The 14,690-nt window shown below is 64.5% G+C and carries 13 protein-coding genes; 9 read left to right on the top strand and 4 right to left on the bottom strand.

The features are described from left to right. From AC0Z42_RS27685 to AC0Z42_RS27655, 7 genes are all read left to right on the top strand, one after another. Complete coding sequence (locus AC0Z42_RS27685; protein WP_485471282.1) at nucleotides 1-2,169, top strand: S41 family peptidase; 2,169 nt, start codon at nucleotides 1-3, stop codon at nucleotides 2,167-2,169. 79 nt (nucleotides 2,170-2,248) lie between these two features. Then, nucleotides 2,249-3,475, top strand: coding sequence for an FAD-dependent monooxygenase (locus AC0Z42_RS27680; protein WP_485471281.1), 1,227 nt, complete (start codon nucleotides 2,249-2,251; stop codon nucleotides 3,473-3,475). 72 nt (nucleotides 3,476-3,547) lie between these two features. Beyond that, nucleotides 3,548-4,273, top strand: a complete 726-nt coding sequence (locus AC0Z42_RS27675; RefSeq protein WP_485471280.1) for a DsbC family protein — start codon at nucleotides 3,548-3,550, stop codon at nucleotides 4,271-4,273. 104 nt (nucleotides 4,274-4,377) lie between these two features. Then, entirely contained in the window at nucleotides 4,378-4,836 is a 459-nt protein-coding gene (locus AC0Z42_RS27670; RefSeq protein WP_485471279.1) for a (2Fe-2S)-binding protein, read from the top strand. A 10-nt stretch (nucleotides 4,837-4,846) separates the two neighbouring features. Beyond that, nucleotides 4,847-7,093 carry a xanthine dehydrogenase family protein molybdopterin-binding subunit gene (locus tag AC0Z42_RS27665; RefSeq protein WP_485471278.1) on the top strand — a complete coding sequence of 749 codons (2,247 nt, stop codon included), beginning with the start codon at nucleotides 4,847-4,849 and terminating at the stop codon, nucleotides 7,091-7,093. Nucleotides 7,094-7,103: 10 nt separating this feature from the next. Continuing rightward, a complete protein-coding gene (locus AC0Z42_RS27660; RefSeq protein WP_485471277.1) occupies nucleotides 7,104-7,682 on the top strand; it encodes a nucleotidyltransferase family protein in 579 nt (192 codons plus the stop codon). A 13-nt stretch (nucleotides 7,683-7,695) separates the two neighbouring features. Then, entirely contained in the window at nucleotides 7,696-9,522 is a 1,827-nt protein-coding gene (locus AC0Z42_RS27655; protein WP_485471276.1) for a M61 family metallopeptidase, read from the top strand. Here the strand turns inward: AC0Z42_RS27655 and AC0Z42_RS27650 are convergent. Further along, on the bottom strand, nucleotides 9,487-9,744 hold the full coding sequence (locus AC0Z42_RS27650) for a hypothetical protein (RefSeq protein WP_485471275.1): 258 nt from the start codon (nucleotides 9,742-9,744) through the stop codon (nucleotides 9,487-9,489). The genes AC0Z42_RS27655 and AC0Z42_RS27650 overlap by 36 nt on opposite strands. On the opposite strand from AC0Z42_RS27650, the gene AC0Z42_RS27645 reads away from it, so the two are divergent. Together AC0Z42_RS27645 and AC0Z42_RS27640 are read left to right on the top strand one after the other, a co-directional pair. Further along, the gene (locus AC0Z42_RS27645; RefSeq protein WP_485471274.1) at nucleotides 9,743-10,888 is read left to right on the top strand and encodes a GGDEF domain-containing protein; all 1,146 of its coding nucleotides are present in this window, start codon (nucleotides 9,743-9,745) and stop codon (nucleotides 10,886-10,888) included. The two genes, AC0Z42_RS27650 and AC0Z42_RS27645, sit on opposite strands and share 2 nt — an antisense overlap. Nucleotides 10,889-11,012: 124 nt before the next feature. Further along, a complete protein-coding gene (locus AC0Z42_RS27640; RefSeq protein ID WP_485471273.1) occupies nucleotides 11,013-12,155 on the top strand; it encodes a GGDEF domain-containing protein in 1,143 nt (380 codons plus the stop codon). A 3-nt stretch (nucleotides 12,156-12,158) separates the two neighbouring features. Here the strand turns inward: AC0Z42_RS27640 and trpC are convergent, their stop codons facing one another. The 3 genes from trpC to AC0Z42_RS27625 all read right to left on the bottom strand — a co-directional run bounded on the left by trpC (nucleotide 12,159) and on the right by AC0Z42_RS27625 (nucleotide 14,668). Continuing rightward, nucleotides 12,159-12,959, bottom strand: a complete 801-nt coding sequence (gene trpC / locus AC0Z42_RS27635; protein WP_485471272.1) for an indole-3-glycerol phosphate synthase TrpC — start codon at nucleotides 12,957-12,959, stop codon at nucleotides 12,159-12,161. A 35-nt stretch (nucleotides 12,960-12,994) separates the two neighbouring features. After that, on the bottom strand, nucleotides 12,995-14,038 hold the full coding sequence (gene trpD / locus AC0Z42_RS27630) for an anthranilate phosphoribosyltransferase (RefSeq protein WP_485471271.1): 1,044 nt from the start codon (nucleotides 14,036-14,038) through the stop codon (nucleotides 12,995-12,997). 66 nt (nucleotides 14,039-14,104) lie between these two features. Beyond that, nucleotides 14,105-14,668, bottom strand: coding sequence for an aminodeoxychorismate/anthranilate synthase component II (locus AC0Z42_RS27625; RefSeq protein WP_485471270.1), 564 nt, complete (start codon nucleotides 14,666-14,668; stop codon nucleotides 14,105-14,107). Nucleotides 14,669-14,690: the final 22 nt, after the last annotated feature.

Here is a 14,690-nt window from a genome sequence, read left to right as displayed (position 1 = left end):
GTGCTGGGATTATGGCTGAGTGGATCCGCGCTGGCCGGCGAACACGATGTGCTGGCGCTGGCGCGCCTGTGGAGCGAGGTGCGCGCTACCCACCCGGCACTGGCCGATGGCCGCATCGACTGGGACCGTGCTCTGGTGGCGGCCCTGCCGCAAGTGAAGGGCGAAGACAATCAGGCCAGCTTGCGCGCGGCGGCGGCCACCCTGATGGCGCCCTTGGACGACGCTGCACTGCGCATCGGTCCGCCACCGCCGGCATTCGTGCGCTGGCCGGCGGATGGCGCGGTGCTGGAATGGCTGCCGGGCGACACGGCGCTGCTGCACCTGCATGCCGGCATGCGCGCCGGCGCGGCGCCGTTCGTGCTGCCGGCCCGCGCCAGGCGCGTGATCCTTGATTTGCGTCCGGTTGCCGAGATTCCTTACTTGGCATCGCCGGCCCTGCTGCATGCGGTACTGGCGCAGTTGATCGTCCAGCCGCTGCTGCCGCCGGCGCCGCGCTATCGTTTTTCCACCGGGCCGCGTCCGCAGGACCCGGAAAACTGGGAGGGCGTGCTGCCCGGTTTCATGCAGGTGGAAACCCGGACCCTGCCGCCGGCGTCCGGCGCGCGCGCCTTGCCGCTGGCGGTGATCGTCAACGATGCGCAGCCGGTGCCGCCGGCAGTGCTGGCGCTGCAGCGCACGCAACGCGCTTACATCGTGGCCGAGGAAGGCGCGAGCCCAAGCCGCGCCGGCCCGCTGCAGACACTGTGGCTGGAAGAAGATCTGCCGGTGGAGTTTGCGGCCGGCCAGCTGGCCTGGCCCGACGGCAGCGCTGTACTGTGGCAGGCCGACCGGCGCTTGCCGCAAGACCGCGCTACCGGGCAGGGCAGCGCGCCGGTAACGGCGGCGCTGGCGCTGCTGGCGAACAAGCCCAGGCGCCACAAATCGTTGGCAACGCCTGCCATGTATGCGGTGCGCCAGGATGACGCCGCATATCGCGACATGCGTTTCCCCTCGCGTGAATGGCGCCAGCTGGCCGCGATCAAGCTGTGGGCCACCATGTACAACTATTTTCCCGCCCGGCGCCTGATGGACGGCTCCTGGGAAGACGCCTTGCAGGCCTGCCTGCGCCGCATGGAGGATGTGCTTGATGCGCGCGAATACGGCCAGGCGCTCGAAGCGATGGCGGTTCACCTGGACGACAGCCATGTCGGCACCGGCAGCCGCGCGCTGGGCTGGAATGAGCGCACGCACGGCATCGGCCTGCAGCTGGCGCGTATCGGCGGGCGGGTGTATGTGGCCGGCGTGACGGATCCTGCGTTGGACAATAGTGGCGTGCTGCGCGTGGGCGACGAGATCACCGCCATCGATGGCGAAGACATCGCCACGCGCCTGGCGCGCCTGGCTGGCAAGGTGGCGGCATCGACCGAGGCGGGCCGCTGGCGCAAGGCGATGTTCGAGATGACGCTGGCTGCCGGCGGCGCCAGCGTCCAGCTGCGCCTTGCCGGCGCCGACGGCGTGCAGCGCAGCGTGAGCCTGCCGCCCGCGCCGCTCGGGAACGCACTGCCGCTGCGCCATGCGCTGCCTGCCGTCAGCGTGGCAGACGGCGTGGCCTATGTCGATCTCGGCCGCTTGCAGGCGAACCAGGTCGACGCCATGTTTGCCACCATCCAGGACAGCCGCGCGCTGATCCTCGACATGCGCGGCTATCCGAACGGTACCGGCCGCGCCATCGCCCGGCGCCTGAATGTGAACCATGCGACCAGCTTCGCCACCTCGTACCAGCAACTGGCGCTACCGTACGAAGCGGGCCATGGCGCGCAACTGGCGTATGACGACCGGCTGTTTCTGGCGCCCGGCCCGCTGTACCGGGGCAAGGTGGTGATGCTGATCGACGAGCACACGCAAAGCGCGGCCGAGCACCTGGCCCTGATGGTGGAGGCGGCCACGCCCGTCACCTTTGTCGGCATGCCCAGCGCGGGCGCGAATGGCGACCTGCGCGAGGTAGTCTTGCCGGGCAATGTGCATGTCTGGTATTCAGGCCTGGAAGTGCGCCATGCGGACGGGCGCCAGCTGCAGCGGCTCGGCGTGCAGCCGCATATCATGGTCGCGCCCACCGTCGCCGGCTTGCGCGCCGGGCGTGACGAGGTACTGGAACGGGCGCGCCAATTCCTGCGCCAGGATCAAGAATAGAGAAAATGGCGCATGCCGCTTCCGGTACACCGGGCCTCTATCGTGCGGAAAACACGGTGGCAAACGCTATAATGACCGCATGAACAGTCCATCCTCCCCCATCATGCGGCGCTCGATCCACGGCCACAGCGACGTTTGCATCGTCGGCGACGGCGCCATAGCGAAAACCACGGCGCTGGCGTTTGCCCAGGCAGGACAGAGCGTCACCCTGCTGTGCCCGGCCAAGCCGTCCGCGCCGCTTGACGATGCCAGCTGGGACGTGCGCGTGTTCGCGCTCAATCACACGGCCCATCAGCTGCTGTCGTCGCTGAAGGTGTGGGGCGCGCTCGATGCCGCGCGCGTGGCGCCGGTCGACGCCATGCTGGTCAATGGCGACGGCGCGCAGGCAGGCGCGCTGGGCTTTGACGCTTACGGCGCCCATGTCGGCACGCTGGCCTGGATCGTCGAAGACCGCAACCTGGGCCAGGCGCTGGACGCGGCGCTCAGATTTGCGCAGAACGTCAACCTGGTGCAGGGCCACGCCACGCGCATCGAGTGGACGCAGGATGCCGCCATCGTGCACCTGGAAGGCGGCGACACCGTCACCGCGTCGCTGGTGGTGGGCGCCGACGGCGCGCAGTCGTGGGTGCGTGGCCAGTGCGATATCGGCCTCGATTACCGCCCGTATGGCCAGCGCGGCGTGGTCAGCAACTTCGCCTGCGAAAAGCCGCACCATGGCGCCGCCCACCAGTGGTTCACCGGCGCCGACGGCATTATCGCGCTGCTGCCCTTGCCGGGCGACCGCGTGTCGCTGGTGTGGTCGGCGCCCGATGCGCTGGCCGACACCTTGCAGGCCGAATCGGCCGGGCAGCTGGCTGCGCGCCTGTCGGCCTGGTGCCACGACAAGCTGGGCGCGCTCACGCCGCTGCAGCCCGAACTGATACGCGCGTTTCCGCTGCGCCTGATCCGTCCGCATGCGATGGTGGCGCCAAGGGTGGCGCTGGTCGGCGACGCCGCCCATGTGGTCCATCCGATGGCCGGCCACGGCATGAACCTGGGCTTTGCCGATGTGGCGCAACTGGTGAAAACCATTCATGAGCGCGAAGCGCACCGCGGCATTGGCGACGAAAGGGTGCTGGCCCGCTATGCGCGCGCGCGCAAGGAAGACGTGACGCTGATGCTGCTGGCGACCGATGGCCTGGCGCGTTTGTTCGGCGCCGATCTCGAGCCGCTGCGCGTGGTTCGCAATTTGGGTTTAAACTTGCTTGATAAATTGCCGGCATTGAAGCGGAAAATGATTTCGCACGCGCTCGGCAATCAACGATAACGGCAGGACCGGGACAAGATCGCCGCAGCTGGAAGGCTGCGGCGATTGTTTTGTGATCAATTGGAGAAGTAAGTGATTAAAATAAGCAAAATGGCATTGCTGGTGACGTCCGGCCTGCTGATGTCGTGCGCCGGCGCCGAGACCCCGGTAGAAGCCAATATCAAGAAACTGATCGAACCACGCCTGGGCGAAGGCGCCACGGTCGACTCGATCAAGGAAACCCCGTACGGCGGCCTGTATGAAGTGCGCACCGGCGGCGACATCCTGTACACCGACAAGAATGCGCAATACCTGTTTGTTGGCCACGTGTTCGACGCCAAGACCTCGCAGGACCTGACCAAGGAACGCCTGGACGAAGTCAACCGCATCAAGTTCTCGGACCTGCCACTGGGCTCGGCCCTGAAAACCGTCAAGGGCAATGGCAAGCGCGTGATCGCCGTGTTCGAAGATCCGAACTGCGGCTATTGCAAGCGCTTCCGCCAGAACGCCCTGAAGGAAATCGACAACGTCACCGTCTACACCTTCATGTACAACATTCTGTCGCCGGACTCGATCACCAAGTCGCGCAATATCTGGTGCGCGCCCGACCGCAACAAGGCCTGGGACGACTGGATGCTGAACGGCAAAGTGCCGGCCACGGTGGCCGCCAGCTGCGCCAACCCGCATGACAAGATACTGGCGCTGGGCCAGCAATTGCGCGTCTCGGGCACGCCGGCAATCTTCTTTGCCGACGGCAGCCGCATTCCGGGCGCGATCGATACCAAGACGCTGGAACAGAAACTGTCGACCATCAAGTAATTCCGGGCTGTCGCCAGGAAGGCTGGACGGCGCGCCCTCGCAAGGCGCGCTTTTTTTTATTCAAATTCATAACTAAAACTGGCAGTCATCCAAAGGGGCAGTCCATGATTACCTTGAATATCAACGGCAGTGACATGCAGGTCGATGCCGATCCCTCGACGCCGGTGCTGTGGGCGTTGCGCGACAATCTGAACCTGACCGGCACCAAGTTCGGTTGCGGCGCGGCGCTGTGCGGCGCCTGCACCGTGCACCTGGACGGCCAGCCGATCCGCGCGTGCATCACGCCGATATCGTCGGTGGGAAAGCAAAAAATTACCACCATCGAAGCGATGGAAAACGACCAGGTGGGCAAGGCGGTGCAGGCGGCCTGGGTGCGCCACGACGTGCCGCAATGCGGCTACTGCCAGAGCGGCCAGGTGATGAGCGCGACGGCGCTGCTGCGCACCAACAAGGCGCCCAGCGACGCCGATATCGACGGCGCCATGAGCGGCAATATCTGCCGCTGCGGCACCTATCAACGGATACGCGCCGCCATCAAGGACGCCGCCAAGTCCCTGGCCTGAGGAGAACGACATGCGTATCGAATGGTTGAATCAGCAAGCGCTGAAAAACGGCAGCGTCACGCTGGGTGCGGCGCTGGCAGGCGGCTCGCAGGCAGTATCGCGCCGCGCCTTCATGAAAATCGGCGCGGCCGGCAGCGGCGGCCTGATGCTGGGCATGTTCCTGCCGGCCGGCAAGGCAGGCGCGGCCGATGGCGCGCCGGCAGCCGCCCCTTCGGCGCCGAACGCCTTTGTGCATATCGCGCCCGACAATACAGTCACGGTGCAGGTGAACCGCCTCGAATTTGGCCAGGGCGTGCAAACCAGCTTGCCGATGCTGATCGCCGAAGAACTCGACGCCGACTGGAGCCTGGTGAAGGGTACGCTGGCGCCGGCCGGTGAGCCGTACAAGGACGCCGCCTACGGCATGCAGATGACGGGCGGCTCGGGCAGCATCGCCCACTCGTACACGCAGTACCGCGAGATCGGCGCCCGGGCGCGCGCCATGCTGGTGGCCGCTGCGGCGGCGCAGTGGAAAGTGCGACCGGAGCAAGTGCGCGCCAGCAAGGGCATGCTGTATGGGCCAGGTGGCGAAAAGGCCAGCTATGGCGAACTGGCCGAGGCGGCCATGCGCCAGCCAATACCTGCCACCGTCAGGCTGAAGGATCCTGCCGACTTCAGCCTGATCGGCAAACCGGTCAAACGGCTCGACGCGGCGGCCAAGTCGAGCGGCAAGCAGCAGTTCGGCATCGACTTCAAGCCGCCCGGCGCCAAGGTGGCCGTGGTGGCGCGCCCGCCGGTTTTTGGCGGCAAGGTCGCCAGCTTTGATGCAACCAAAGCGCTGGCGATTGCCGGCGTGGTGGCCGTGCTGGAAGTGAAGACCGACCGTGGCGGCAGCGGCGTGGCGGTAATCGCCGACGGCTACTGGCCGGCCAAGCAGGGCCGCGACGCGCTGGTGGTCGAGTGGGACAGCAGCGCCGTGGAAAAGGTCAGCAGCGAGGCGCAACTGGGCCAGTTCAAGGCGCTGGCCAGAACGCCGGGCATCGTCGCGCGCCCGGCCGACGTGACGAAACTGGCGTCGGCGCCGAAAAAGATCGACGCCGTGTATGAGTTTCCCTACCTGGCGCACGCGCCGATGGAACCGCTCAACTGCGTGGTCGACCTGGGCGACCAGCAGTGCACCATGTGGGTCGGCTCGCAGTTTCAGACCGGCGACCAGGCGGCGATCGCCGTCACTGCGGGCCTGAAGCCCGAACATGTGACCTTGCACACCATGATGGCCGGCGGCGGCTTTGGACGGCGCGCCGTGCCATCGTCGGATTATGTGGTCGAAGCGGTCAATGTGGCCAAGGCGTATCGGGCGGCGGGAAAAAGCGGGCCATTGAAACTGATGTGGAGCCGCGAGGATGACATCCGTGGCGGCTACTACCGGCCCTCGCATGTGCACCGCGCGCAGATCGGCCTCGATGCAAAGGGCAAGATCGTGGCCTGGGATCACACCATCGTCGGCCAGTCGATCATGGCCGGCACGCCGTTCGAAGCGTTCATGGTGAAAAATGGCGTCGACGGCACCATGGTCGAAGGTATGGGCGAGCCCTACACCCTGCCGATGAAACTGTCGGTGCACACGGCCAAAGCGAACGTGCCGGTGCTGTGGTGGCGCTCGGTCGGCTCGACCCATACGGCGTTTGTGATGGAAACCCTGATCGACGAGGCGGCACATGTGGCAAAGATGGATCCGGTTGCCTACCGCAGGCAGCTGATCGACGCCAAACACACGCGCCACCTGGCCGCGCTGGACCTGGCGGTGGCGAAATCGGGCTATGGCAGGAAGAAGCTGCCGAAAGGGCAGGCCTGGGGCGTGGCCATGCATGAATCGTTCAATTCCGTGGTCGCCTATGTGGTCACGGCGTCGGTGGTGCAGGGCGCGCCGAAGCTACACCAGGTGTGGGCCGGCGTGCACTGCAACCTGGCCGTCAATCCGCTGACGATCGAGGCGCAGGTGCAGGGCGCCGCGCTGATGGCGCTGGGCATGACGATCCCGGGCGCCGCCATCACGCTCAAGGACGGCGTGGTCGAGCAGCAGAACTTCGGCGACTATCCGGTGCCGCGCATGACCGACATGCCGGTGATCGAAGTGCATCTGGTGCCGTCTGGCGACGCGCCTACCGGCATGGGCGAGCCGGGCGTGCCGCCACTGGCGCCGGCGTTTGCCAATGCGCTGTTTGCGCTGACCGGCAAGCGCCTGCGCAAGCTGCCGTTCGACCTGGCCAGGGCATGAAGGAGGTCCTTTGAGTACGGTCGGCATCCTGCTGGCCGCAGGCAGGGGCCGGCGTTTCGACCCTTCCGGCGTGCAGAACAAACTGCTGCAGCCATTGGCCGAGGGGCCGCATGCGGGTCAGGCGGTGGTGGCGGCAGCGGCCAGCAACATGCTCGCCGCACTGGCGCGCGTGATTGCCGTGGTGCGTCCGGACGACACGCAAGTGGCGCGCCTGCTGGGCGCCATGGGCTGCGAGGTGCGCGTCTGCCATGACGCCGATACCGGCATGGCCGCCTCGCTGACCTGCGCCATCGATCATGCGCGCGGCGCGCCGGGCTGGCTGATCGCGTTGGGCGACATGCCGTATGTGGCGCCGTCAACGATCGCGGCCCTGTCGCGTGCGATTGGCGACGGCGCGCAGATCGCCGTGCCGGTGTTCCAGGGCCGGCGCGGCAATCCGGTGGCGTTTGGCGCTTTTCATTTGCCGCTGCTGCTGGCGCTCGACGGCGACCAGGGCGCACGCGCGATCGTGCAAAGCCATGTGGCGCGCGAAGTGGCAGTGACCGATAATGGCGTCTTGCGCGACATCGATACGCCAGACGATTTGTAATCACGAGGAAAACATGAAGAAAGCACCGCTCAAGAAAGCCGTTGCCAAGGCGCCTGCCGCCGGCATCATCTACACCATCGCCGCGCTGGACCTGGCCGGCCACCTGTTCCGCGTCAGTTTGACGGTCAAGCAGCCAGCCGCGATCGGCCAGATCCTGTCGCTGCCGGCCTGGATTCCGGGCAGCTACATGATCCGCGAGTTTTCGCGCAATATCGTCAGCATCCGCGCCGAGTGCGGCGGCAAGGCGGTGGCGTTGACCAAGCTCGACAAACACTCGTGGCAGGCCGCGCCCTGCGACGGCGCCCTGGTGGTGGAATATGATGTCTACGCCTGGGACCTGTCGGTGCGCGCCGCCCACCTGGACCAGAACCACGGCTTTTTCAACGGCACCAGCGTGTTCCTGAGCGTGCTGGGGCAGGAGTCGCAAGCGCACGAAGTCAATCTCGTGCAGCCGAAAGACGCCGCCTGCAAGAGCTGGCGCGTGGCCACCACCTTGCCGGAACTGAAGGCCAAACGCTATGGCTTCGGCAGCTACCAGGCCGCCAACTACGATGAACTGATCGACCACCCGGTGGAGATGGGCGACTTTGCGCTGGCCACCTTCAAGGCGCATGGCGTGCCGCACGACATCGTCGTCACCGGCAAGGTGCCGAACCTGGACCTGGACCGTTTGTGCCGCGACCTGAAAGCGATCTGCGAAACCCAGATCGCGTTTTTCGAGCCAAAAAGCAAAAAAGCGCCGATGCAGCGCTATGTGTTCATGACCATGGCGGTCGGCGACGGCTACGGCGGGCTGGAGCACCGCGCCTCGACCGCGCTGATCTGCGCGCGCGCCGATTTGCCGACCACGGCGTCAAACAGCACCGAGATCGGCGAGGGCTACCTGAAGTTCCTGGGCCTGTGCAGCCACGAGTATTTCCATACCTGGAACGTCAAGCGCATCAAGCCGGCCGCATTCGCGCCCTACCAGCTGCAGGCGGAAAGCTATACGCCGCTGCTGTGGCTGTTCGAAGGCTTCACCAGCTATTACGATGACCTGATGCTGGTGCGCGCCGGCCTGATTGACGAAGCGGCCTATTTCAAGCTGCTTGGCAAGACCGTCAACAGCGTCTTGCGCGGCAGTGGTCGCAACAAGCAAAGCGTGGCCGATTCCAGTTTTGACGCCTGGGGCAAATACTATCGCCAGGATGAAAACGCGCCGAACGCGATCGTCAGCTATTACACCAAGGGTTCGCTGATTGCGCTGGCGCTGGACCTGACCATCCGCAGCAAGACCGGCGGCGAGAAATCGCTGGACGATGTGATGCTGGCGCTGTGGCAGCGTTATGGCCGCGATTTCTACCAGGGCAAAGCGCGCGGCGTGACGCCGGCCGAAGTCGAAGCCCTGTTCGATGAAATCAGCGGCACGCGCATGAAACCGTTCTTCGAGCGCTATATCCGCGGCACCGACGACGTGCCGCTGGCGCGTTTGCTGGCACCGTTCGGCGTGAAGTACAGCGATGCGCGCAAGGCCGAAAAACCGAGCCTGGATATCAATCTGGCCAGCGACGCCAGGCTGGCGCAGGTGCACCAGGGCGGCGCCGCACACCAGGCCGGCCTGTCGGCGGGCGATGTGCTGGTGGCGCTGGATGGCTTGCGCGTGACGTCCGGCAATCTGGAAGCCCTGCTGTCGCGCTACGCGGTTGGTGTGGAAGTGACGATCCACGCGTTCCGCCGTGACGAGCTGATGACATTCCAGGCCAGCCTGCAAGGCGACCGCGTACCGGCTGTCAGCCTGGTTGTCTTGCCGACATCGAAAAAATTATCAGCTTGGAAACGTCCAAGCGCTCAGCTGTTGTAAAAGCCTGTCAATGGCAGGGGTGGGGTCATGCTGACGGCAAGATTCCACCCTGTCAGTAGTTTTAATACGGAATTTCAAGGTACAATTTCTCTCGCGAAATTTATCGTGCTTTTCGGCATGCTCGGCGCGACTCTCCGCCACCGTATCTTTTCTTGTGAAACTCGACCCCGCCACCATTATTTTAATGTCCACTGTGATGGCGATTGCCATGGCCGTGGTCATGTTTTCTGCACAGCGGACGTTTCCTCAATCCGTGTGCGGCCTGCGGGAATGGCTGATTGGCCTGGTGGGGCTGATCCTTGCCAGCGCCTTGTTCGCCCTGACCGGCATCGTGCCGGATGTGATCTTGTTGCCCGTGGCGAACTCGGTGTTTCTGTGGGGCGCCGGCATGCAGATGATCGGCACGCAGGCATTTTACGGCAAGCGGGCATCCTGGCGATTATTCCATGCGGTATGGCTGCTGGGCCTGGTGGTGATGCTGATCTGGCTGTACTGGCGCCCCGATTTTCCGATGCGCGTGGCCATGTATTCCTTTTTGATGATGGCGCTGCTGTTCAGGCAGACGCTGGTCATCGTGCAGCATGGCGAGCCTCATCTGAGCACATGGTTCTTTGCCATCCTGAGCCTGCTGCCGACGCTGGCCCTGCTGCACCGCGGGGGAACGGCGCTATTGCAGGCCGGCGGCGCCGGCTACGACATCATGCATGGCGGCCCCCATCACAGCCTGTACCTGGCGACCCTGTCGTTCATGACCTTGTTGCTGCCGATCGGCTTCATGACGGTGGCCACGCGCCATCTGCACATGATGCTCGAGCAGCGCTCGAACCGCGATCCGCTCACGTCGGTATTGAACCGACGCGGCTTTGCCGAAGTCCATGCCAGGGAAACAGCGCGCATGCGGCGCAGCGGCACGCTGATCGCCGTGATGAGCATCGACCTCGATTTTTTCAAGGCCATCAACGATGTGCATGGCCATGCCGTGGGCGACCTGGTGCTGATCGATGTGGCAGGCGTGATCAGCGGCGTGCTGCGCAGCAGCGATGCGGTGGCGCGGTTTGGCGGCGAGGAATTCGTGGTGCTGCTATCCGATACCCGGCAGGCGCGCGCCGAACTGGTGGCGCAGCGCATCCGGCATGCGCTGCGCCAGCCGCGTGCGGTGCCGGGCTTGCCGGCCTATACGCTCAGCATCGGCATAGCCTGCCAGCGCGTGCATGTCGAAGAACTCGACAGCCTGCTGCTGCGCTCAGACCAGGCGCTGTACCGTGCCAAGCAACTGGGCCGCGACCGGGTCGAAATTGCCGGTGACGCCAGCGCAGCCGCAGCACTGGCGCCGGCCATGGCTTGCGCGATGAAGGGCGCAGCATGATATTTTCCTGAAACTGGCTATAAGTGAACTAAAATCATTGTAATTAATTTTTAGGTTTCACCGCACTGTGGAAACACTCGACCCCCGCACCATCATGCTGATGACTACCCTGATGTGCGGAGCCATGAGTATCGTCATGTTTTCCGTGTATCGCAGCTTTCGCAGCGAAGTGCATGGGCTGGGCCACTGGTCGGCCGGCCTGCTGCTGCTGGTGTGTGCATCGATCCTGTTCGGCACGCGCGGCACCTTTCCCGATGCGGTGTCGCTGCTGGGCGCCAACGCCAGCCTGCTGCTGGGCATCGGCCTGTCGATGCTGGGCACGGAAAAATTCTATGGCCGGGAGCCCAGCCTGCGTCTGTACCTGCTGGCATGCTGCCTGGCGACCGCTGGCCTGGCATGGTGGTTGCTGGTCGACGTCAATTTTGCCTTCCGCGTGGCGATTTTTTCGCTGACCGTGTTTCTGTTTTATGCGCGCCAGGTGCAATTGGCCTGGTTGCATGGCGAACGGCATTTCTCGACTTTTTTCTTTGGTGGCCTGATGTTCGTGCAGGCCTGCGTGGTGCTGGTGCGCGGCATGTCGGCCGCGCTGTATGGTAGCGCCCATGTGGATTTGCTGGCGGCCGGCACGCGCGCCAGTATCTACCTGGCTGCCGCCAATTTCATGGCGCTGCTGCTGACGGTGGGTTTCATGACGGTGGCCACGCGCCGCCTGCAGACCATCCTGGAACGCCGTTCGACCCACGATCCGCTGACCCAGGTACTGAACCGGCGTGGCTTTGGCGACTGCTATGCGCGCGCCAAGGTGAGTCTGCGGCGCCACCGCCGTCCGCTGACCTTGCTCAGCATCGACCTCGATTTTTTCAAGGCGATCAACGACCGCCACGGCCATGCCGTGGGCGACCAGGTGCTGGCCCATGTGGCCGGGGTGATCAGCGGCGCGCTGCGTGAATCGGACTGCGTGGCGCGTTTCGGTGGCGAGGAATTTGTCGTGCTGATGCCCGACATGGCGCCGCATCATGCGCTCAATGCGGCCGAACGACTCCGCATGCTGCTGTGCGAACCGAATGGCAAGGGGCTGCCGTCTTGCACCGTGAGCATCGGCGTGGCCTGCCAGGCGTCGGAGCACGAAGAACTGGAGCAGTTGCTGTCGCGCGCAGACGCGGCGCTGTACCTGGCCAAGGAAAATGGCCGTGACCGCATCGAATTCGATATCGGCGGGCTCACCGCCGTGAAGTCCGAGGCCGTCGCCGGTGCCGCAGCGTCCTGAGTCCTAGCTGAACAAACGCGCCAGTTCCACGCCAGGGTCCGGCGCGCGCATGAACGCTTCGCCCACCAGGAAGCTGTGCACATTGGCAGCGCGCATGCGCTGCACATCGGCAGTGCCAAGGATGCCGGACTCGGTGATGATCAGTTTTTCCTGAGGAATGCGCGGCAGCAGGCCGATGGTGGTGTCGAGCGAGGTTTCAAAGGTACGCAGGTTGCGGTTGTTGATGCCGATCAGCGCGCTCTTGAGTTTCAGCGCCGCATCGAGTTCTGCGCCGTCGTGGCTTTCGATCAGCACACCCATGCCCAGTTCGTGGGCGCACGCTTCCATCTCGGCCATCAGGCCATGATCGAGCGCGGCGACGATCAGCAGGATGCAGTCGGCGCCCATCGCGCGCGCTTCATAGATCTGGTACATGTCGACCATGAAGTCCTTGCGCAGCACAGGAATGGCACAGGATGCGCGCGCCTGCTGCAGGTACTCGACCGAGCCCTGGAAGAATTGCACGTCGGTCAGCACCGACAGGCAGGCCGCGCCGTGTTGCGCGTAGCTGGCGGCGATATCGGACGGGCGGAAGTCGGCACGGATCACGCCTTTCGACGGAGAGGCTTTTTTTACTTCGGCGATGATGCCGGGCTTGCCATCGGCGATATGCTGGCGCAGGCTCGCTTCGAAGCCACGCAAATCCGCACGCAGGTCATGGTCGTTCTCCACGTCGTTGCGCAGGCTGGCCAGGCTGCGGTGGGCCTTGGCCGTGGCCACTTCATCGGCTTTCACGGCCAGGATTTTATTGAGAATATCGGACATGGTGGTCGCTGCTTTATAAAAGGTTGCGGTGGGAACTACGCTTGGGCCGGCTGGCCCAGCTGCTGCGTCACTTGCACGAATTGATCGAGCTTTGCCAGCGCTGCGCCCGAGCTGACGGCCGTGCGCGCACGCGCCAGTCCGTCTTCGATCGAGCTGGCCACGCCGGCCGCGTACAGCGCCGTGCCCGCATTCAGGGCCACGATGTCGGAGGCGGCGCCCGGCTCGCCGCGCAGCGCTTCCATCATCTTCGCTTTCGACTCGATCGAATCGGCCACCTTCAGGTTGCGGCTGGCGATCATCTGCAGGCCGAAGTCTTCCGGGTGGATTTCGTATTCGCGGATTTCGCCGTTGACCAGTTCACCGACAAGGGTAGAGGCGCCGAGCGACACTTCATCCATATTGTCGCGGCCATAGACGACGATGGCGTGCTGCGCGCCAAGGCGCTGCAGCACGCGTACCTGGATGCCGACCAGGTCGGCGTGGAATACGCCCATTAAAATGTTTGGCGCGCCGGCCGGATTGGTCAGCGGGCCGAGGATATTGAAAATCGTGCGCACGCCGAGTTCACGGCGCACCGGCGCCGCATGCTTCATTGCGGCGTGGTGGTTCGGTGCGTACATGAAGCCGATGCCGGTTTGCGCGATCGACTGGGCGATCTGCTCGGGCTGCAGGTTGATGTTGACGCCCAGCGAGTCCAGCACGTCGGCGCTGCCCGAGGACGATGAGACACTGCGCCCGCCATGCTTGGCCACGCGCGCGCCGGCGGCGGCGGCCACGAACATCGAGGCGGTGGAAATATTGAAGGTGTGCGCGCCGTCGCCGCCGGTGCCGACGATGTCGAGCAGGTTGGTGGTGTCGGCCATCGGCACCTTGGTGGAAAACTCGCGCATCACTTGCGCGGCGGCGGCGATTTCACCGATGGTTTCCTTTTTCACGCGCAGGCCCATGGTCAGGGCCGCGATCATGGTCGGCGACATTTCGCCGGACATGATCTGGCGGAACAGGTACAGCATTTCGTCGTGAAAGATTTCGCGGTGTTCGATACAGCGCAGCAGGGCTTCTTGTGGGGTGATCGGCATGATGCTTCTTTCGTCAATGATGGCGCAGGAGGACACTGAGGGCACGCTGGCGCGTGCGAGAACAAATCAGCGCTCGAGAAAATTCTTCAGCAGGGCGTGGCCGTGCTCCGACAGGATCGATTCGGGGTGGAACTGCACGCCCTCGATATCGAATTGCCGGTGGCGCACGCCCATGATTTCACCATCGTCCGTCCACGACGTCACTTCCAGGCAGGCCGGCAGCGAGGCGCGTTCGATTGCCAGCGAGTGGTAGCGGATCACGGTGAAGGGGCTGGGGATATCCTTGAACACGCCCACGCCGGTATGGGCGATAACAGAAGTTTTGCCATGCATGACCTGCTTGGCGCGAATCACTTTGCCGCCGAACGCTTCACCGATGGCCTGGTGGCCCAGGCACACGCCGAGGATCGGCTTCTTGCCGGCGAAGTGTTTCAGCACCGCCACCGAAATGCCTGCCTGCGCGGGCGCTTTCGGGCCGGGCGAAATGCAGATGCGGTCCGGGTTCAGCGCTTCGATCTGTTCGATCGTGATTTCGTCGTTGCGATACACGCGCACATCCTCGCCGAGTTCGCCGAAATACTGCACGATGTTGTAGGTGAAGGAGTCGTAGTTGTCGATCATCAGCAGCATGTTGGGTGCCTAACCTGGTTGA

The organism is Janthinobacterium sp. 1L-D-8-B-C4 (assembly GCF_057291295.1).
The sequence above is the reverse complement of the archived record's forward strand: the minus strand, read 5'-3'. Positions and strand labels throughout refer to the sequence as shown.